The organism is Streptomyces sp. NPDC041135, assembly GCF_055592085.1.
Genome location: NZ_JBVIYZ010000004.1, coordinates 432,182 through 450,515 on the forward strand (window position 1 = coordinate 432,182; position 18,334 = coordinate 450,515).

Below are 18,334 nucleotides of genomic sequence, written 5' to 3' on the forward strand. Positions count from 1 at the left end.
GACGACGAGCGCGGAGGGGCCCACGATGACGCGGGGGCAGGACGACGCACCAGACGCGGCCGGGGAGCCGCCGATACCCCAGGCCCCCGACGGCCACCCCACCCCACCGCGACCAGCCACCCCCGGCACCGCCGCCGAGCCCGAGCCCGCGACCGAGCCCGAGCCCGTGCCCGAGGCCGACGCCACTCCCGAGGCACCCCCCAAGCGCCGCCGCCGTGTCCGCCGTGTCCGCCGCATCCTGGCCGTGCTGCTCGCCCTGCTCGTGCTGCCGCCGCTGGTCGCCGAGACGGCGCTGAGGGTGAACTACCTGGGCGACCCCGCGGCCGGCACCCGCACCCGGCACCGGGACGCCCTCTGGCTGGGCCACGCCTGGATCGACGGGCGCCGCGGCGACACCGACGTCACCGCCCTCGCCCACCGCCTGGCAGGCACCGGCATCCGCGACCTGTACGTCCACGCGGGCCCGCTGGAGCACGACGGCACGCTCCCGGCGTCGGCGTATCCCCGGGCCCGATGGCTGATCGCCGCCGTGCACCGGGAGCTGCCGGGCGTGCGGGTCCAGGCCTGGCTCGGCGACACGCTGGCCACCGAGAGCCCCGACGGACTGCGCCTGGAGCGCCCGGCGACCCGCGCGGCCGTGGTCGCCGCCACCCGCCGCATCCTCGCCACCGGCTTCGACGGCGCCCACTTCGACCTCGAACCCCTGCACTCGGGCGACCGCGACTACCTCTCCCTCCTCGACGACCTGCGCGCCGTCACCCGCGAGCGGCACGCGCTGCTCTCCGTCGCCGCGCACCAGATCGACCCGCTGCCCGCGTTCCACTCCTTCTGGGGCGCGACCACCGGCCACCCGAAGTGGTGGTCGCAGGCCTACTTCGGCCAGGTGGCCCGCCGCGTCGACCAGATCGCCGTGATGTCGTACGACACCATGCAGCCGACGCCGGGCCTGTACGGCGGTTACGTCGCCCAGCAGACCAGCCTCGCGCTGGAGGTGACGCCGGACTGCACCGACCTCCTGATGGGCCTGCCCTTCTTCCACGAGAACCGGTTCGGCCACTGGGCGCACGGGGAGACCGTGCCCGCGGCCGTCCGGGGCGTCCGGCTGGGCCTGTCGCGCACGGACGCCGGGCGCGCCCGCTTCGGCGTCGCCCTGTACGTGGACTTCGCCGCGACCGAGGCGGACTGGGCGGCCTACCGGCGCGGCTGGGCCGGCTGACCGCCCGCACCGGCCGGGACGGCGGCGCGCCCCGGCGGGTCAGGCCCCGCGCCGCCGGATCTTCGAGCCCAGCCAGACCAGCGGGTCGTACTTGCGGTCCACCGCGCGTTCCTTCAGCGGGATCAGCGCGTTGTCGGTGATCTTGATGTTCTCCGGGCAGACCTCCGTGCAGCACTTGGTGATGTTGCAGTAGCCGAGGCCGTGCTCGTCCTGGGCGGCGCGGCCGCGGTCCAGGCCCGCCTCGGCGGCCGCGTCCAGCGGGTGCATGTCGAGTTCGGCGACGCGCATCAGGAAGCGCGGACCCGCGAACGCCGTCTTGTTCTCCTCGTGGTCGCGCACCACGTGGCAGGTGTCCTGGCACAGGAAGCACTCGATGCACCTGCGGAACTCCTGCGGGCGGTCCACGTCCTCCTGGAACATCCGGTACTCGCCGGGACCCGGACCGGCCGGCGGCACGAACGCCGGGACCTCCCGCGCCTTGGCGTAGTTGAAGCCGACGTCCGTCACCAGGTCCCGGATGACGGGGAAGGCGCGCAGCGGGGTCACGGTGATCGTCTCGTCCGGGGTGAACACCGACATGCGGGTCATGCACAGCAGCCGGGGACGCCCGTTGATCTCGGCGGAGCACGAGCCGCACTTGCCCGCCTTGCAGTTCCAGCGGACGGCCAGGTCGGGCGTCTGGGTGGCCTGCAGCCGGTGGATGACGTCCAGGACGACCTCGCCGTCGTTGACCTCGACCCGGAAGTCCGCCAGGGCGCCGCCCCCGGCGTCGCCCCGCCAGACCCGGAAGCGGGCCTCGTAGCTGCTCACTCGTACAGCTCCTCTTCGGTGAGGTACTTGACCAGCTCCTCCTTCTCGAAGAGGGCGAGCAGGTCGGGGCGGATGGGGTCGGTGCGCTCGCGGGTGAGGACGATCTGGCCGCGCACCGGGTCCGTCGCCGCGAGAGTGCCGGTGGGGTCGGCGAGCGCGCACAGCAGGGTGAGCCGGCGCCAGGCGCGGTCCATCGAGGGGCAGTCCTCGCGGGTGTGCCCGCCGCGCGACTCGGTGCGCTCCAGCGCGGCGCGGGCCACGCACTCGCTGACCAGCAGCATGTTGCGCAGGTCCAGCGCGAGGTGCCAGCCCGGGTTGAACTGGCGGTGCCCCTCCACCCCCGCCCGCCGGGCCCGCCCCCGCAGCTCGGCGAGCCTGCTCAGCGCCTGCCGCATCTCGCCGTCCCGGCGGATGATGCCGACCAGGTCGTTCATGGTCTGCTGGAGTTCCTGGTGCAGGGTGTACGGGTTCTCCGGCGGGCTGGCGTCCGGTTCCCCGCTCTCCGCCGAGAACGGGCGCAGCGCCTCCGCCGCCGCGGCGTCGACCTGGACGTCGTCCACGACCGGGCGGGAGTCCGCGACGCCGGGCCCGGTCGCGTACGCGGCGGCGTGCCGGCCCGCCCGGCGCCCGAAGACCAGCAGGTCGGACAGCGAGTTGCCGCCGAGCCGGTTGGAGCCGTGCATGCCGCCCGCCACCTCACCGGCCGCGAACAGCCCCGGCACCCCGCGGGCCGCCGCCGTGTCGGAGTCGACCGCGACACCGCCCATGACGTAGTGGCAGGTGGGCCCGACCTCCATCGCCTCGGCCGTGATGTCGACGTCGGCCAGCTCCTTGAACTGGTGGTACATGGAGGGCAGCCGGCGCCGGATCACCTCGGCGGGCATCCGGGTCGACACGTCCAGGAAGACGCCGCCGTGCGGGGAGCCGCGGCCCGCCTTGACCTCGGAGTTGATGGCGCGGGCGACCTCGTCGCGGGGGAGCAGCTCGGGCGGGCGCCGGTTGTGCTCGGGGTCGTCGTACCAGCGGTCGGCCTCGTCCTCGGACTCGGCGTACTTGTCCTTGAAGACGTCCGGGACGTAGTCGAACATGAAGCGCCTGCCGTCGCTGTCGCGCAGCACCCCGCCGTCGCCGCGCACCGACTCCGTGACCAGGATGCCCTTCACCGACGGCGGCCAGACCATGCCGGTGGGGTGGAACTGCACGAACTCCATGTTCAGCAGGGGCGCGCCGGCGAGCAGGGCGAGGGCGTGGCCGTCGCCGGTGTACTCCCAGGAGTTGGAGGTGACCTTGAAGGACTTGCCGATGCCGCCGGTGGCGAGGACCACGGCGGGTGCCTCCAGGACGAAGAAGCGGCCGCTCTCGCGCGCGTAGGCGAAGACGCCGCCGACGCGGGGGCCGTCCTTGAGGACCCGGGTGACCGTGCACTCCTGGAAGACCTTGAGCCGGGACTCGTAGTCGCCGGTCTCCCGGTGGTCCTCCTGCTGGAGCGCCACGATCTTCTGCTGGAGGGTGCGGATCAGCTCCAGGCCGGTGCGGTCGCCGACGTGGGCCAGGCGCGGGTACTCGTGGCCGCCGAAGTTGCGCTGCGAGATCCGGCCGTCCTTCGTCCGGTCGAACAGGGCGCCCCAGGTCTCCAGCTCCCAGACCCGGTCCGGCGCCTCGCGGGCGTGCAGCTCGGCCATCCGCCACTGGTTGAGGAACTTGCCGCCGCGCAGGGTGTCGCGGAAGTGCACCTGCCAGGAGTCGTGCGCGTTGGCGTTGCCCATGGCCGCCGCGATGCCGCCCTCGGCCATCACCGTGTGCGCCTTGCCGAACAGCGACTTGCAGATCACGGCCGTACGGGCGCCGCGCTCGCGGGCCTCGATCGCGGCCCGCAGCCCGGCACCGCCGGCCCCGACCACGACGACGTCCCACTCCTGCCGGTCGACCACGGACATCAGCACGCCCCCACTGTCAGAAGAATCGCGGATCGTCGAAGGCGCCGGAGGCGACCAGGTAGACGTAGAAGTCGGCGAGCGCCACGCTGACCAGCGAGGACCAGGCGAGCAGCATGTGCCGGGCGTTCAGCCGCCCCACCAGCCGCCAGGCCCGGTAGCGCACGGGATGCTTGGAGAAGTGCTTCAGCTTCCCGCCGACGATGTGCCGGCAGGAGTGGCAGGAGGCGGTGTACGCCCAGATCAGCGCGATGTTCACCAGGAAGACGAGCGTGCCCAGGCCCATGTGGCCCCAGCGGTGGTGCTCGTCGCGGAAGGCCAGCGCGGTGTCGTAGGTGAGGACCCCGGCGACCAGGATCGCGGCGTAGAAGAAGTACCGGTGGATGTTCTGGAGCACCAGCGGGAAGCGGCTCTCGCCGGTGTAGCGGCGGTGCGGCTCGGCGACCGCGCAGGCGGGTGGGGAGGCCCAGAAGCCGCGGTAGTAGGCCTTGCGGTAGTAGTAGCAGGTCAGGCGGAAGCCCAGCGGGAAGACCAGGATGATGATCGCCGGGGAGATCGCCCACCAGCTGCCGAACAGGTCGGCGTTGGGTCCCGCGGGCATGCTGCGGCAGTTGTGCGCCAGGCAGGGCGAGTAGAACGGGGAGACGTAGGGAGAGGCGTAGTAGTGCGCGTTCGCGAAGGCCCGCCAGGTCGAGTAGACGACGAACGCGAGCAGACCGGCCGCGGTGCCGGCCGGGGCCAGCCACCAGCGGTCGGTCCGCAGGTGGGCGGCGCCGATCGCGGCGCGCCCGGGGGAGCGGACGCCGCCGCGCGGCGCGGGGGAGCGGGTGGCGGGGGGTTCCGTACCAGTGGCCAACGGGGGACTCCGGTCGGTCGGGTCAGGGGGCGTGGCGGTCGCGGGCGCCGAGACCCTCGTCGTCGGAGTCCGTCCACAGGGTGATGTCGTAGGGCGTGTCGGAGATGGTGACGAGATCGGGGCGCAGCGGGCCGCCGAGCGCGGGTGAGGCGGCGCGCAGCAGCGCCACGCTCTCGCGCAGGTGATCGGCGTCGGTGCGGACGCGGCGCATCTCCAGGCCGCCGCTGCCCAGCTGCTGTTCGAGCCGGTGGAGGGACCGGGTCAGGTCCTCCAGACAGCGCTGCACTGTCGCCAGGTCGTCGTGCACGGACATGACGTGACCTCACTTCCGCGGACCTCGTGGTCCCAAGCGGTGACGTTCATGCGCCTGCGAGTGTTGCGCGTCACACCTGCCGATGTGAAGGCATGTGCAGCGATTGGCGGATTGCACACCTTCGCCGCACCCCCGCACGCGCCGTGTGCGCCGGGGCGCGTGTTGCGCCGCTCGGGTGGGCTTGACCGCCCCGGCGCCGTGTCGCCCCCGGTGGGCGAACCCTTTCCTCTTCGATGGGTCCGTACATCTGATCAACTCCAAAATACCCCCAAATGTGCACAGACCCCACCCGTGTCACCGGGCTCCCCGGAGGTAGCAGAGATGTCCCACGACGGCGTCGGACTGCGCGCGGTCACGCGCTCGGTCGCCTTCCTCACCGCGGGCGCGCTCGCGGTGCCCCTGCTCGCCGGCTGCGGCTCCGACGACGAGCAGAGCAAGCCGCTCGCCGGACCGGACATCGCCTCCGTCTCCCGCGACCTGGTCGCCGACGGCGGCACCCTGAAGTGGGCCGTGGACGCCGTACCGGAGACCCTCAACACCTTCCAGGCCGACGCCGACGCCGGTACCGGCCGGGTCGCCCAGGCGGTGCTGCCGTCGATGTTCCGGCTCGACGCCGCGGGGCGCCCGCAGCGCAACCCCGACTACCTGGAGTCCGCCGAGGTCATCGAGACCGAGCCGCGCCAGGTCGTGCTCTACAAGCTCAGCCAGAAGGCGGTCTGGAGCGACGGCCGGGAGATCGGCGCCGCCGACTTCGTCGCGCAGTGGCGTGCCCTGTCCGGGAAGGACAGCGCCTACTGGACGGCCCACACCGCCGGCTACGACCGCATCGCCAAGATCGAGCGCGGCGCCCACGACCTGGAGGTGCGCATCACCTTCAGCCGCCCCTACGCCGACTGGAAGTCGCTGTTCTCCCCGCTGTACCCGAAGGACGTCATGGGCACCCCGGACGCCTTCAACGACGGGGCGCGCCGCAAGCTGGCGGTGACCGCCGGGCCGTTCAAGGTGGACAAGGTCGACACCGCGCGCAAGGACGTGGTCCTCACCCGCAACCCGCGCTGGTGGGGCCGCCCCGCCAAGCTGAACGAGATCGTGCTGCACGCCGTGGACCGGGACAAGCGGGCCGCCGCGCTCGCCGACGGGACGGTCGACCTCGCCGAGGTAGACGCCGACGAGGCCCAGCGGATCGACCTCGCCGCCCGCGACAAGGGCACCGGCACCCCGCTCCAGGGCGCCGGGCGGACCTCGGCCAAGAAGCTGCGCTCCTGGGCACTGGCGCACGGCTTCGACTCCGACCAGGTGCACGTCGGCGAGAAGAAGCTGCACAGGGCCATCACCCGGTACCTGAAGCAGCAGGACGCGCTGCGCGCCTTCGGCGTCCGCAAGTCCCTCGAGCCCGCCTACACCCAGCTCGCCCTCAACGGCTCCGAGGGCCCTCTCGCCGACGAGCGGGTGCGCCGCGCCGTGGCCCGCGCCCTCGACCGCGAGGAACTGGCCACCATGGTGCTGAGCCCGCTCGGCCTGCCCGCCGTCCCGGTCGGCAGTCACCTCGCCCTGGCCGGCCAGGCCGCCTACGCCGACAACAGCGGAGCCCTGGGCGAGCAGGACACCACCGAGGCGCAGGCGCTGCTCTCGGACGCCGGCTGGGTGCCCGGGGGGCCGGTGACCGAGGCCGAGAAGGGCGAGAAGGCGGCGGGCGCCGAGAAGGACAAGAAGGAGAAGAAAGACAAGAAGGACAAGGAGCGCAAGAGCGAGAACGGCGACGGTGCACAGGACGAGTCACCGGGCGGCGACGACGGCACGTACATCGTCGGCGAGGACGACAAGAACCACGGGGACGGCGAGGACGGCCGCGACGACGACCGCGACAGCGACGAGAGCGACGAGGGCGGCCGGCACCTCGCGCAGGACGGCTCGCCCCAGCTGAAGCAGGGCGGTGCGCCGGGGGCCTACGCGCCCAAGGGCACGGCCGCGCCCGCCGCGGTGCCCGCGGCCCTCGCCAAGGACGGCAAGTCCCTCACCCTCCGGTTCGTGCTGCCCTCCGGGGCCGGCTCACGGACGCTGGGCACCGTGGCCGCGCGGATCTCCAACATGCTGGAGAAGGTCGGGATCCGCACGACGATCACCACGGTCTCGGACGAGAGCTACTTCAAGGACCACATCGCCGCCGGGCAGTACGACCTCGCCCTGTACTCGTGGCCGTCCTCCGCCTACCCCGCCACCGACGCCCGGCCCGTCTACGCCAAGCCGGTGGTGGCCGCCGACGGCTCCCTGAACGTCGAGCAGAACTACACCCGGGTCGGCACCGACCAGGTCGACCAGCTCTTCGACCAGGCCGCCGCCACCCTCGACGAGGACGAGGCGCGCGACCTGATCCGCAAGGCCGACTCCCGCATCTGGGCCGCCGCCGGCTCCATCCCCCTCTACCAGCGCCCCCAGCTGGCCGGCGTCCGCAAGGACCTGGTCAACGCCGGTGCCTTCGGCTTCCAGACCCCCCTCTACGAGGACATGGGCTTCCTGAAGAAGGGCGCGAAGATCACCCCCAGCCCGACCGGGAGCTGACCCGCGCCCGTAGGCTGACCACCGACCGGCAGGCCGCCGCCCCCACGACACCGGGGACGGCGGCCGCCGCACGAGGAGGGACGGGGACGGGTGCGGGGCACAGGGGGACGGGTCCGGACGGCGGCGGGGGCTGCGGCCGCCCTGGCGGTGGCGCTGACGGGGTGCACCGGCGGCACGGGCGGCGCCGGCGGCGGTACGGGCGGCCCCGCGCCGCACACCGCGGCCTGCGCGAAGGCGGAGTACACCTGGTCGGCCGTCCGGCACCGGCAGGCGCTGACCGGGCTCGGCGAGCCGGTGACCTTCACGCCGCCGACGGACGACTTCGAGGCGGACCTCCGGCCCTTCGGGCACACCGTGTACCGGGTGGAGGTGACCTCCGCGCCGTACCGGGTGCGTGCCGCGCGGGCGATCCGGGCGCTCGGCGCGCACCTGCGCACACCCGAGCCGCTCGCCGGGCCGGACGAGGTGGAACGGCCCGAGCCGGTGCACCTCGGATACCACGCCGGCAGCATGAAGGGGCCGTACTACCTCTGGACCTCCATCCGGCTGGTCGACGCGGATTTCACCTACCGCTGCGCGGGCGCCCGCACGGTCTTCGCGCGCGGTCACGTCCACACCTGGGAAGGTGACGGCGAGGGCTTCCTGCCCTGCTCGGAGCCCCCGGACGACGAGGCCGGCCGGGCGGCGGCGGGCCGCCTGTGCCCGCCCGGTTCGCGCGCCTTCGACGCCGCCTGAGCGGGCAGCGCAGGCGCCGGCGCAGGGCTGCGGAGGACGCTCCGGTGAACGCCCCGTACCATGGGGTGAGGCCGTGGCGTGTCCAGCCCGGCAGAGCCCGCGCAGCGCAGATGTCCGCGCGAGGCTTTCCTCACACTCCGGGAGTACGCCGCAATATGGCCACGCGCCACGACATTCGAAACGTCGCTATCGTCGCCCACGTCGACCACGGCAAGACCACCATCGTCGACGGCATGCTCAAGCAGGCCGGCGCCTTTGCCGCCCACCAGCTCGACTCCGTCGACGACCGCATGATGGACTCGAACGACCTGGAGCGTGAAAAGGGCATCACGATCCTCGCCAAGAACACGGCGGTGAAGTACCACCCCAAGGACGGCGGGGACCCGATCACGATCAACATCATCGACACCCCGGGCCACGCCGACTTCGGTGGCGAGGTCGAGCGCGGTCTGTCGATGGTGGACGGCGTGGTCCTGCTGGTCGACGCCTCCGAGGGTCCGCTGCCGCAGACCCGCTTCGTGCTGCGCAAGGCGCTCCAGGCCCGGCTGCCCGTCATCCTGTGCATCAACAAGACGGACCGCCCCGACGCCCGCATCGACGAGGTCGTCAACGAGACCTACGACCTCTTCCTCGACCTGGACGCGGACGAGGAGCAGATCGAGTTCCCGATCGTCTACGCCTGCGGCCGCGACGGCGTGGCGTCCCTGACCAAGCCGGACAACGGCACGGTCCCGGCGGACTCCACCAGCCTGGAGCCCTTCTTCACCACGATCCTCCAGCACATCCCGGCGCCCACCTACGACGAGGCCGCCCCGCTGCAGGCCCACGTCACCAACCTGGACGCCGACAACTTCCTCGGCCGTATCGCGCTGGTCCGCGTCGAGCAGGGCGAGCTGCGCAAGGGCCAGACGGTCGCCTGGATCAAGCGCGACGGTTCCATCGGCAACGTGCGTATCAGCGAGCTGATGATGACCGAGGCCCTCACCCGCAAGCCCGCCGAGAAGGCCGGCCCGGGTGACATCTGCGCCGTCGCCGGTATCCCGGACATCATGATCGGTGAGACCCTCGCCGACCCCGAGAACCCGATCCCGCTGCCGCTGATCACGGTCGACGAACCGGCGATCTCGATGACGATCGGTACGAACACCTCGCCGCTGGTCGGCCGCGGCGGCACCGGCAAGGGTGCCGACGCGAAGGCGGCCGTCAAGGACCGCAAGGTGACCGCCCGCCAGGTCAAGGACCGCCTCGACCGCGAGCTGGTCGGCAACGTCTCGCTGCGGGTCCTGGACACCGAGCGCCCCGACGCCTGGGAGGTGCAGGGCCGCGGTGAGCTGGCGCTGGCCATCCTGGTCGAGCAGATGCGCCGCGAGGGCTACGAGCTGACCGTCGGCAAGCCGCAGGTCGTCACCAAGGAGGTCGACGGCAAGGTCTACGAGCCGGTCGAGCGCATGACGATCGACGTGCCCGAGGAGCACATGGGCGCCGTCACCCAGCTGATGGGCGTGCGCAAGGGCCGGATGGACAACATGTCCAACCACGGCTCGGGCTGGGTCCGCATGGAGTTCGTCGTGCCGTCCCGCGGTCTGATCGGCTTCCGTACCGAGTTCCTGACCCAGACCCGCGGCACGGGCATCGGCCACTCCATCCACGAGGGCTTCGAGCCCTGGTTCGGCACCCTGACGACCCGTAACAACGGTTCTCTGGTCGCCGACCGGGCCGGTGCCGTCACCGCCTTCGCGATGACGAACCTCCAGGAGCGCGGCGTGCTGTTCGTGGACCCGGGCACCGAGGTGTACGAGGGCATGATCGTCGGCGAGAACTCGCGCTCCGACGACATGGACGTCAACATCACCAAGGAGAAGAAGCTCACGAACATGCGGTCGTCGTCGGCCGACTCGTTCGAGGCGATCGTGCCGCCGCGCAAGCTGTCGCTGGAGCAGTCGCTGGAGTTCTGCCGCGACGACGAGTGCGTCGAGGTGACCCCGGAGGCCGTGCGCATCCGCAAGGTCAACCTGGACGCCCGCGAGCGCGCCCGCGCCGCGAGCCGCGCCAAGCACGGCTGACGACCGGCGGGTTGACGGCCGGCAGGCCGGCGGCCGAGGCAGGCTGAGCACCGTGGCTCCGAGCCCGGGTGCCCCCATGATGGGGGCACCCGGGCTTTTTGCAACTCATTTTCCGGGGACTCCGACCGGCCGTTGTCCGATATGCGGAGAGGATCACCCGATAGCCATGTAACACGTCCGTTTCGCGCCCTTCTCCCTCGAACGCTTTGTCCAGTTTTTGGAAGATCTACGCGTCAGCTGTGACTGAATTGAGATTTAAAGACAGTGGTCGGCTCCTGGCTCATGGCAGATAGTTAGCCGCGTAGCGCTCGGGTCAATGGGTCTCGCGCTGTGGGGACAGCGCCGGCTCACGAGCACCAAGGGGTGTCTGACCTTCCGTCAGGGGTGTCGGAGGAAAGACGTCACAGCCCCCTTCTGTCGGTGAACGCGTGAAGTCATGAGGAGGAACCCCCATGTGCGGTGTCGCGAACTCCAGGTGGGTCAGGCAGCTCTGAGATTCCGGTCGGCCGCTCGGTGCGGCCGTTCGCCTACGCGCGTCCGTCTGCGGTTTCGCGCGCTCTCGAGCATCCGGGCACCTCTCGCACCCATACCTGTGAAACGGACGAACCGTGACAAGTCCTATCGACATTGAGGGCGGCGGGACCTCGGTGGTCGTCGACGGCGCACCGGGGCCGGCGACGAAGACCGAGGCCGTCCTCCTCGCGGGCCGGTCCCCCGGCCGCCTGATGTGGATCCGCTTCAAACGCGACCGCACCGGGGTGATCTCGGCCTCCGTCGTGGCGTTCTTCTTCCTGATCGGGCTGCTCGCCCCGCTCATCTCCAAGCTGTACGGCAAGGACCCGTACACGGTCTACGCGGACGAACGGCCCGAACTCTTCGACAGCGCGGGCGTGCCGGTGCAGCCCAACGGCGGTATCAGCGGCGAGTTCTGGTTCGGCCTCGAACCGGGCAACGGTTACGACGTGTTCACCAAGCTGCTGTTCGGCATCCGCACCTCGCTGATGATCTCGGTGGCCGTCACCGCGGCGGTCGTCCTGACCGGAATCCTGCTCGGCGTCACGGCCGGCTACCTCGGCGGCCGGCCCGACTACGCCATCGGCCGGGTGATCGACTTCCTGCTCGCCTTCCCGGCCCAGCTGTTCTTCATCGCGAGCATGCCGGTCGTCGTCTCCCTGTTCGTCAGCCCGCGCGACGAGACACCGACCTACGTCCGGGTGCTCGCGCTGATCCTGGTCCAGTGGGTGCTGGGCTGGATGGGCCTCGCCCGCATCCTGCGCGGCACCTCGCTCGCCCTGCGGGAACGGGAGTTCATCGAGGCGGCCAGGGTCAGCGGCGCCTCGCCGTGGCGCATCATCCGCAAGGAGATCCTGCCCAACGTGGTCACACCGCTGCTGGTGCAGTCGACGTATCTGCTGCCCGGGTTCGTGACGGCCGAGGCGGGGCTGTCCTACCTGGGCGTGGGCATCGTCGAACCGACGCCGGACTGGGGGCAGATGTTCTCCAAGGCGTCCACCGAACTCGTGATGCGCAACGACATCACCTACATGTTCTTCCCCGGCATCTCGATGATCATCTTCATCGTCGCGTTCAACCTGCTCGGGGACTCGGTCAGAGACGCCTTCGATCCCAAGACCGCTCGCTGACCGCGCACCTCACGCACCTCACGCACACAGCACCTCCGGCACATCACCCGCATCACGCACGTCCACGGCACCGCGACACCGGTGGCGTGCACGGCCCTGCACCAAACGCACCACCTGCACCTCCCTGCACCTCAACTGCCGCACAGCGGCGGTCCTTTCGCACTGGTGACAAGCAGATCGCACTGGTGACACACAGATGGGTGGGAATCTCTAGTGATGAGTAGGGGCGGACGCCACGCATACGGCGCACTCTCCGTGCTCGCGGCCGGGGCTCTTGTGCTCACCGGTTGCAGCAAGGGCGGCAGCGACGACGGCGGCAACGACAAGAAGGACCAGCAGAACGCCAAACGGCAGCAGGCGTCGATCAAGTTCGGCACCGCCCAGGACTCCACGGGCCCCGCTCCCGACGTGCCCGGCGCCAAGCCCGGCGGCACGATGGAAGTACTCCAGCGCGACAGCTACGCCCACCTCGACCCGGCCCAGATCTACGTCTCCGACCAGATGTCGGTCTCGCAGCTGCTGCACCGGGGGCTGACCGGCTACAAGGCCACCAGCAACGACGGCAGCAAGCACACCGTGGTCGGCGACCTCGCCACCGACGCCGGCACCACCACCGACGGCGGCAAGACCTGGAAGTACACGCTGAAGGACGGCATCAAGTTCCAGGACGGGTCCGCGATCACGTCCAAGGACGTCCGGCACACCTTCGAGCGGCTCTTCGCGCCCTTCATCAACCAGGGCCCGGCCTACGTCCAGCAGTGGCTGGCCGACTCCCCGGGCGTGGACTACCGCAAGCTGCTCAAGGGCGGCCCCTACAAGGGCAAGCACCTGCCCGCCACCGTGCTGGATACCCCGGACGCCAAGACGGTCGTCTTCCACTTCAAGACGGCCCACCCCGACCTGCCCTACGCGCTCGCCATGGCGGGCTACTCGGTGGTCTCCGAGAAGGGCGACACCAAGGAGCGCTACGACAAGGCGCCGGTGGCGACGGGACCGTACAAGGTGCAGTCCTTCAAGTCGGGCAAGTCGATGGTGCTGGTGAAGAACACCAACTGGGACCCGAACACGGACCCGATCCGCCACCAGTACGTCGACCGGTTCAACATCACGTTCAACCAGCAGTACGAGACCTCCACCAAGGCCCTGCTCGCCGACACCGGCGCCGATCAGGCCGGCATCAGCTTCAACAACCAGGTCGACGCGGGCAACCTGTCCAGCGTCCTGAGGAACCCGAAGCTCAAGTCCCGCACGGTCTCCGGGTACATGCCGTACGTCGGCCAGATGAACATCAACCTGAGCCACCCGGCGATGAAGGACAAGACGGTCCGTCAGGCCATCGCCTACGCGCTGCCCATCACCCCGTTCGTGCGCGCCTTCGGCGGCACCGACGCGATGGAGGTCGCGGGCGGCCTGATCTCCCCGACCGTCTCGGGCTACGACGCCTCCTTCGACCCCTGGGGCAAGAAGGAGAAGCCCGCCGGTGACCCGGCCAAGGCCAGGGAGCTGCTGAAGAAGGCCGGCAAGCTCAACATGAAGCTGACCTTCGGCTACACCAACACACCCGAGGGCCAGCAGTACTCCACCGCCATGGCGGCGGGCCTGAAGAAGGCCGGCTTCGACGTCCAGCGCCAGGAGATCCCGGCCGAGACCTACTACGACCAGGTCTCCAAGCTGAACAACACCTACGACATCTTCCACACCGCCTGGGGCGCCGACTGGCCGTCCGCCTCCACCGTGATCCCGCCGCTGTACGACGGCCGCGTGATCGCCGACGGCGCGCAGAACTACTCGCAGGTCAACGACCCGAAGGTGAACAGCGAGATCGACCGGATCAACAAGATCACCGACCCGGTCAAGTCGGCGGCCGCGTGGGAGAAGCTCGACCAGTACCTGGTCAAGGACGTCATCAACGTCGTCCCGACCGCGTACTACAAGCAGACGCAGATCGCCGGGTCCAAGGTCGGCGGCCTGGTCTACGACGACGTGATCGGCAGCGTCGACCCGCGTCGCCTCTACATCAAGTAACCGTCCCCGCCGGTACCCGGCGTGCGGCCCGCCCCGGGCCCGCGCCGGGTACCGCCCGGCCCGCCGACGTCAGAGAGCTGCCCCTGCCATGCTGCGCTTCCTCGTCCGCCGGTTCCTCGGTGCCGTCGTCATCCTGTTCCTGCTGAGCATCGTCACGTTCCTGCTGTTCTTCGGGGTGCCCCGCGACCCGGCCCTGCTGATGTGCGGCAAGACCTGCAACCCCGACAGCATCGCCAACATCCACCACGTGCTCGGCCTCGACAGGTCGGTCCCCGAGCAGTACTGGATCTTCCTGCACAACCTCGTCCTGGGCAGCGACCAGTTCGCCCAGGGGCCCTGCCCGGCCCCCTGCTTCGGGTACTCGTACCACACCAACGAGCAGGTCTGGGGCACCCTGCTGGACCGGCTGCCGACCACCGTCTCGCTCACCCTCGGCGGCGCGGTCTGCTTCCTGATCGTCGGCCTGGGCACCGGGCTGCTCGCCGCCTGGCGGCGCGGCACGATGATCGACAAGACGGCCACCGCCGGGGCCATGGTGATCAGTTCGATGCAGATCTACTTCCTCGGTCCGCTGGCGCTGGCGATCCTCGTCTACCAGACCCACTGGTTCGCCAAGCCCGCCTACAACGAGTTCACCGCCAACCCCGCCACCTGGATCAGCGGCCTGATCATCCCCTGGGTGGTGCTGTCGACGATCTTCGCCGCGCAGTACACCCGTATGTCCCGCTCGTCGATGATCGAACAGCTCCAGGAGGAACACGTCCGCACCGCCCGCGCCAAGGGCATGTCCCGCCGGTACGTCTTCTTCCGCTACGCCTGGCGCGGTTCGCTGATCCCCATCGTCACCATCTTCGGCATCGACCTGGGCTCGCTGCTGGGCGGCGCCATCATCACCGAGTACACCTTCGGCCTGCCGGGCCTGGGCCAGCTGGCCGTGCAGTCCGTGTTCTTCAGCGACCTGCCGCTGCTGCTGGGCGTGATGCTGTTCTCCGCGACCATGATCCTGCTGTTCAACATCGTCGTCGACGCCGCCTACGCCTTCATCGACCCGCGCGTACGGCTGGCCTAGGCCGGATTCAGGAGCACTGCCGTGACCACTGTGACCAAGGAGGCCGGCCGGCCCGGCCCGGCCGGCACCGGGGCCCTGCTCTCGGTACGGGACCTGCACGTCAGCTTCCGGACCGAGGACGGCGTCGTACGCGCCGTGGACGGGCTCTCCTTCGACCTCGCCCGCGGCAGCACCCTGGGCATCGTGGGGGAGTCGGGCTCGGGCAAGTCGGTCACCAACCTGACCGTGCTCGGGCTGCACAACCCGATGTTCACCACCGTCGAGGGCGAGATCCTGCTCGACGGGCAGGAACTGACCACCGCGCGCGAGTCGGAGCTGGAGAAGCTGCGCGGCAACAAGGTCGCCATGATCTTCCAGGATCCGCTCACCGCGCTCTCCCCGTACTACACCGTGGGCCGCCAGATCGCCGAGCCGTACCGCAAGCACACCGGTGCCTCCAAGCGGGCGGCCTGGGACCGGGCGGTGGAGATGCTGGGCAAGGTCGGCATCCCCAACCCCCGGGAGCGGGCGAAGGACTACCCGCACCAGTTCTCCGGCGGTATGCGCCAGCGCGCCATGATCGCGATGGCGCTGGTCTGCGACCCCGACCTGCTGATCGCCGACGAGCCGACCACGGCCCTCGACGTCACGGTCCAGGCGCAGATCCTCGATCTGCTCAAGGACCTGCAGCAGGAGTTCGGCTCGGGCATCATCTTCATCACCCACGACCTGGGGGTGATCGCCGACATGGCCGACGACATCATGGTGATGTACGCGGGCAGCGCGGTGGAGCGCGGCACCGTGGACGAGGTGCTGCGCGCGCCCCAGCACCCCTACACCTGGGGCCTGCTGAACTCGATGCCGCGCCTCGACTCCGACCTGAGCGCGCCGCTGGCGCCGATCCCCGGCTCCCCGCCCTCGCTGCTCAACCCCCCCGCCGGCTGCCGCTTCCACCCCCGCTGCACCTTCCCGGACCGTGTCGAGGGCGGCCCGGGCCGCTGTGTGCGCGAACGCCCGCTGCTGGGGCCCGGCCGGGCCTCGGCGTGTCATCTCACCGCGGAGCAGAAGCGGACCGTCTTCATCGAAGAGATCAAGCCCCGGCTGGGCTAGGAAGCCCCGTGGCCGAGCAGAGGAGTTCATCGTCATGACAGAGGACCTGGTCCTCCCCGCCCCGCGCGAGCACACGGCCGGCGCGGACGGGGAGCCGCTGCTGGAGGTCTCGGGGCTGACCAAGCACTTCCCGGTCAAGGGCGGCTTCCCGATCCGGCGTACCGTCGGCGCGGTGCAGGCCGTGGACGGCATCGACCTCACCGTGCACGTCGGCGAGAGCTTCGGGCTGGTGGGGGAGTCGGGGTGCGGCAAGTCGACCACGGGCCGGCTCATCACCCGGCTGATGGAGCCGACCAGCGGCACCGTCACCTACCGCGGCCGGGACATCAGCCACGCCTCGCGCAAACAGCTGGCGCCCGTGCGCTCCGAGATACAGATGATCTTCCAGGACCCGTACTCGTCGCTGAACCCGCGCCAGACGGTCGGGAAGATCATCGCCGGTCCGATGGAGATCAACGGCATCAACCCGCCCGGCGGCCGCGAGGCCCGCGTGCGCGAGCTGCTGGAGATCGTCGGCCTCAACCCCGAGCACTACAACCGCTTCCCGCACGAGTTCTCCGGCGGCCAGCGCCAGCGCATCGGCGTCGCCCGCGCGCTCGCCCTCGAGCCGAAGCTCATCGTCGCCGACGAACCGGTCTCCGCCCTGGACGTCTCCATCCAGGCCCAGGTGGTCAACCTGCTCCAGAAGGTGCAGCGCGAACTCGGCATCGCGTTCCTCTTCATCGCCCACGACCTGGCCGTCGTACGGCACTTCTCCCAGCGCGTCGCGGTCATGTACCTCGGCAAGATCATCGAGGTGGGGGACCGGGAGTCGATCTACCACCGGCCCCGCCACCCCTACACCCACGCCCTGCTGTCCGCCGTGCCCGAGGTGAACCTCACCGACGCCGAGGCGCCGGCCCGGGAGCGCATCCGCCTGGCCGGTGACGTGCCCTCGCCCATCTCGCCGCCCTCCGGCTGCCGCTTCCGCACCCGCTGCTGGAAGGCCCAGGACAGGTGCGCGGCCGAGGAACCGCCGCTGGTCCGGATCGCGGGCAACACCGCCGGCCACCTCACGGCCTGCCACTTCCCGGAGGACCCGACGACCGAGGCCCGGGAGGCGGACATCGTGCTGGACCCGGCGCTGGCGGCCCTGGAGAAGGACCGGCCGGGCGAGGACACGACCTGATCCGAACGACAGGCCCTAGGCGGTGCCCGGAGTGTCCTGACCGGTGGGTGCGGCCACCGTGATGATCTCCGGGCTCGCAGGGGTGAGCGGCCCCCGCGACCAGTCGCCGTACTGCTCGGCCACCCGCAGCCCCGCCTCGGCCAGGAAGCCGTTCAGGGCCTCGGCGCCGAGGAAGCGCAGGGTCGTCCGGCTGGTGCGGGGCCGCTGCCAGGGGCCGCCCTGGAAGGTCTCGGTGAAGGTGACCCGGTCCCCGGCCGGGGCACCCTGGACCTCGTGCCACACGCGGACGGTCCGGCCGTCGGCGTCGGTCACCTCCCGGGCCCGGTCCGGCGTCCAGGTCAGCCAGGGGCGGGCGGCGGGGTTGCGGGTCTCGAAGACGAACCGCCCGCCGGGTGCCAGGGCCTGCCGTACGGCCCGCAGACAGGTGCGCAGCTCCTCGTCGCCGAGCAGCACCTGGAAGGCGTGCCCGGTCATCACGACCAGGTCGAACTCCGCCTCCCACAGCCGGGTGCGCAGGTCTCCCAGCACCCACTCGACGTCCGGTGCGGCCCGCCGGGCGTGCACGAGCATCGCGGCGGCCGGGTCGAGTCCCATGAGCCGCCCGCCGTGCCCCTGCGCCCGCGCCCGGCGCAGCAGCCGTCCGGTCCCGCAGCCGACGTCCAGCACCGAGCCCGCGTCCATCACCAGGCCCAGGTAGAAGTCGTCACCGGGCCCCCAGGGGTTGAGGGTGTCGTAGAGCGCGGCGAGCGCGAGATCGGCGAACGAGTGATCGACCACCGCGGCAGTCTGCCACAGGTCGCTCGACGGTGTGTCAGGAACGACGCCGAACTGTGCACCCGCGCACGGGCGTTGGG

14 protein-coding genes are annotated in these 18,334 nt (G+C 70.8%); 9 read left to right on the forward strand and 5 right to left on the reverse strand.

Annotated features, from left to right (window positions below; translation table 11 throughout):
* The first annotated feature begins 25 nt into the window (after positions 1-25).
* Positions 26-1,216 (forward strand): hypothetical protein, encoded by a 1,191-nt coding sequence (locus ACZ6CZ_RS13100; RefSeq protein ID WP_469018892.1) that lies wholly within the window; start codon positions 26-28, stop codon positions 1,214-1,216.
* A gap of 39 nt (positions 1,217-1,255) precedes the next feature.
* On the opposite strand, the gene ACZ6CZ_RS13105 is transcribed toward ACZ6CZ_RS13100, so the two are convergent.
* From ACZ6CZ_RS13105 to ACZ6CZ_RS13120, 4 genes are read right to left on the reverse strand one after another with little or no spacing between them, the layout of a single operon-like run.
* Complete coding sequence (locus tag ACZ6CZ_RS13105) at positions 1,256-2,026, reverse strand: succinate dehydrogenase/fumarate reductase iron-sulfur subunit (protein ID WP_469018895.1); 771 nt, start codon at positions 2,024-2,026, stop codon at positions 1,256-1,258.
* Positions 2,023-3,963: a fumarate reductase/succinate dehydrogenase flavoprotein subunit gene (locus ACZ6CZ_RS13110; protein WP_469019113.1), complete on the reverse strand. Its 1,941-nt coding sequence runs from the start codon at positions 3,961-3,963 to the stop codon at positions 2,023-2,025. Before ACZ6CZ_RS13110 ends, ACZ6CZ_RS13105 begins: the two co-directional genes overlap by 4 nt.
* 16 nt (positions 3,964-3,979) lie before the next feature.
* Complete coding sequence (locus ACZ6CZ_RS13115; RefSeq protein ID WP_469018897.1) at positions 3,980-4,816, reverse strand: hypothetical protein; 837 nt, start codon at positions 4,814-4,816, stop codon at positions 3,980-3,982.
* Positions 4,817-4,838: 22 nt separating this feature from the next.
* Positions 4,839-5,129 carry a hypothetical protein gene (locus tag ACZ6CZ_RS13120; RefSeq protein ID WP_469018900.1) on the reverse strand — a complete coding sequence of 97 codons (291 nt, stop codon included), beginning with the start codon at positions 5,127-5,129 and terminating at the stop codon, positions 4,839-4,841.
* A gap of 321 nt (positions 5,130-5,450) precedes the next feature.
* Between ACZ6CZ_RS13120 and ACZ6CZ_RS13125 the strand changes: the two genes are divergently transcribed.
* The 8 genes from ACZ6CZ_RS13125 (at position 5,451) to ACZ6CZ_RS13160 (ending at position 17,480) form a co-directional block, all read left to right on the forward strand.
* On the forward strand, positions 5,451-7,688 hold the full coding sequence (locus ACZ6CZ_RS13125; protein ID WP_469018902.1) for an ABC transporter family substrate-binding protein: 2,238 nt from the start codon (positions 5,451-5,453) through the stop codon (positions 7,686-7,688).
* A gap of 90 nt (positions 7,689-7,778) precedes the next feature.
* Positions 7,779-8,423, forward strand: coding sequence for a hypothetical protein (locus tag ACZ6CZ_RS13130; RefSeq protein WP_469018904.1), 645 nt, complete (start codon positions 7,779-7,781; stop codon positions 8,421-8,423).
* A gap of 155 nt (positions 8,424-8,578) precedes the next feature.
* Positions 8,579-10,486 (forward strand): translational GTPase TypA, encoded by a 1,908-nt coding sequence (gene typA / locus ACZ6CZ_RS13135; protein WP_469018907.1) that lies wholly within the window; start codon positions 8,579-8,581, stop codon positions 10,484-10,486.
* A 608-nt stretch (positions 10,487-11,094) separates the two neighbouring features.
* Positions 11,095-12,129 carry an ABC transporter permease gene (locus ACZ6CZ_RS13140; RefSeq protein ID WP_469018909.1) on the forward strand — a complete coding sequence of 345 codons (1,035 nt, stop codon included), beginning with the start codon at positions 11,095-11,097 and terminating at the stop codon, positions 12,127-12,129.
* Positions 12,130-12,345: 216 nt separating this feature from the next.
* The gene (locus ACZ6CZ_RS13145) at positions 12,346-14,154 is read left to right on the forward strand and encodes an ABC transporter substrate-binding protein (protein WP_469018911.1); all 1,809 of its coding nucleotides are present in this window, start codon (positions 12,346-12,348) and stop codon (positions 14,152-14,154) included.
* A gap of 88 nt (positions 14,155-14,242) precedes the next feature.
* Positions 14,243-15,223 (forward strand): ABC transporter permease, encoded by a 981-nt coding sequence (locus tag ACZ6CZ_RS13150; RefSeq protein ID WP_469018914.1) that lies wholly within the window; start codon positions 14,243-14,245, stop codon positions 15,221-15,223.
* A 21-nt stretch (positions 15,224-15,244) separates the two neighbouring features.
* Positions 15,245-16,312 carry an ABC transporter ATP-binding protein gene (locus ACZ6CZ_RS13155; protein ID WP_469018917.1) on the forward strand — a complete coding sequence of 356 codons (1,068 nt, stop codon included), beginning with the start codon at positions 15,245-15,247 and terminating at the stop codon, positions 16,310-16,312.
* 34 nt (positions 16,313-16,346) lie between these two features.
* Positions 16,347-17,480: an ABC transporter ATP-binding protein gene (locus tag ACZ6CZ_RS13160; RefSeq protein ID WP_469018920.1), complete on the forward strand. Its 1,134-nt coding sequence runs from the start codon at positions 16,347-16,349 to the stop codon at positions 17,478-17,480.
* A 15-nt stretch (positions 17,481-17,495) separates the two neighbouring features.
* Here the strand turns inward: ACZ6CZ_RS13160 and ACZ6CZ_RS13165 are convergent, their stop codons facing one another.
* Positions 17,496-18,257 carry a class I SAM-dependent methyltransferase gene (locus ACZ6CZ_RS13165; RefSeq protein WP_469018923.1) on the reverse strand — a complete coding sequence of 254 codons (762 nt, stop codon included), beginning with the start codon at positions 18,255-18,257 and terminating at the stop codon, positions 17,496-17,498.
* Positions 18,258-18,334 lie beyond the last annotated feature (77 nt).

Coding starts and splice junctions, on each gene's coding strand:
- ACZ6CZ_RS13110 (WP_469019113.1), bottom strand. CDS start 3,963: ATGTCCGTGGTCGACCGGCAGGAGTGGGACGTCGTCGTGGTCGGGGCC.
- ACZ6CZ_RS13160 (WP_469018920.1), top strand. CDS start 16,347: ATGACAGAGGACCTGGTCCTCCCCGCCCCGCGCGAGCACACGGCCGGC.
- ACZ6CZ_RS13125 (WP_469018902.1), top strand. CDS start 5,451: ATGTCCCACGACGGCGTCGGACTGCGCGCGGTCACGCGCTCGGTCGCC.
- ACZ6CZ_RS13100 (WP_469018892.1), top strand. CDS start 26: ATGACGCGGGGGCAGGACGACGCACCAGACGCGGCCGGGGAGCCGCCG.
- ACZ6CZ_RS13150 (WP_469018914.1), top strand. CDS start 14,243: ATGCTGCGCTTCCTCGTCCGCCGGTTCCTCGGTGCCGTCGTCATCCTG.
- ACZ6CZ_RS13145 (WP_469018911.1), top strand. CDS start 12,346: ATGAGTAGGGGCGGACGCCACGCATACGGCGCACTCTCCGTGCTCGCG.
- ACZ6CZ_RS13120 (WP_469018900.1), bottom strand. CDS start 5,129: ATGTCCGTGCACGACGACCTGGCGACAGTGCAGCGCTGTCTGGAGGAC.
- typA (WP_469018907.1), top strand. CDS start 8,579: ATGGCCACGCGCCACGACATTCGAAACGTCGCTATCGTCGCCCACGTC.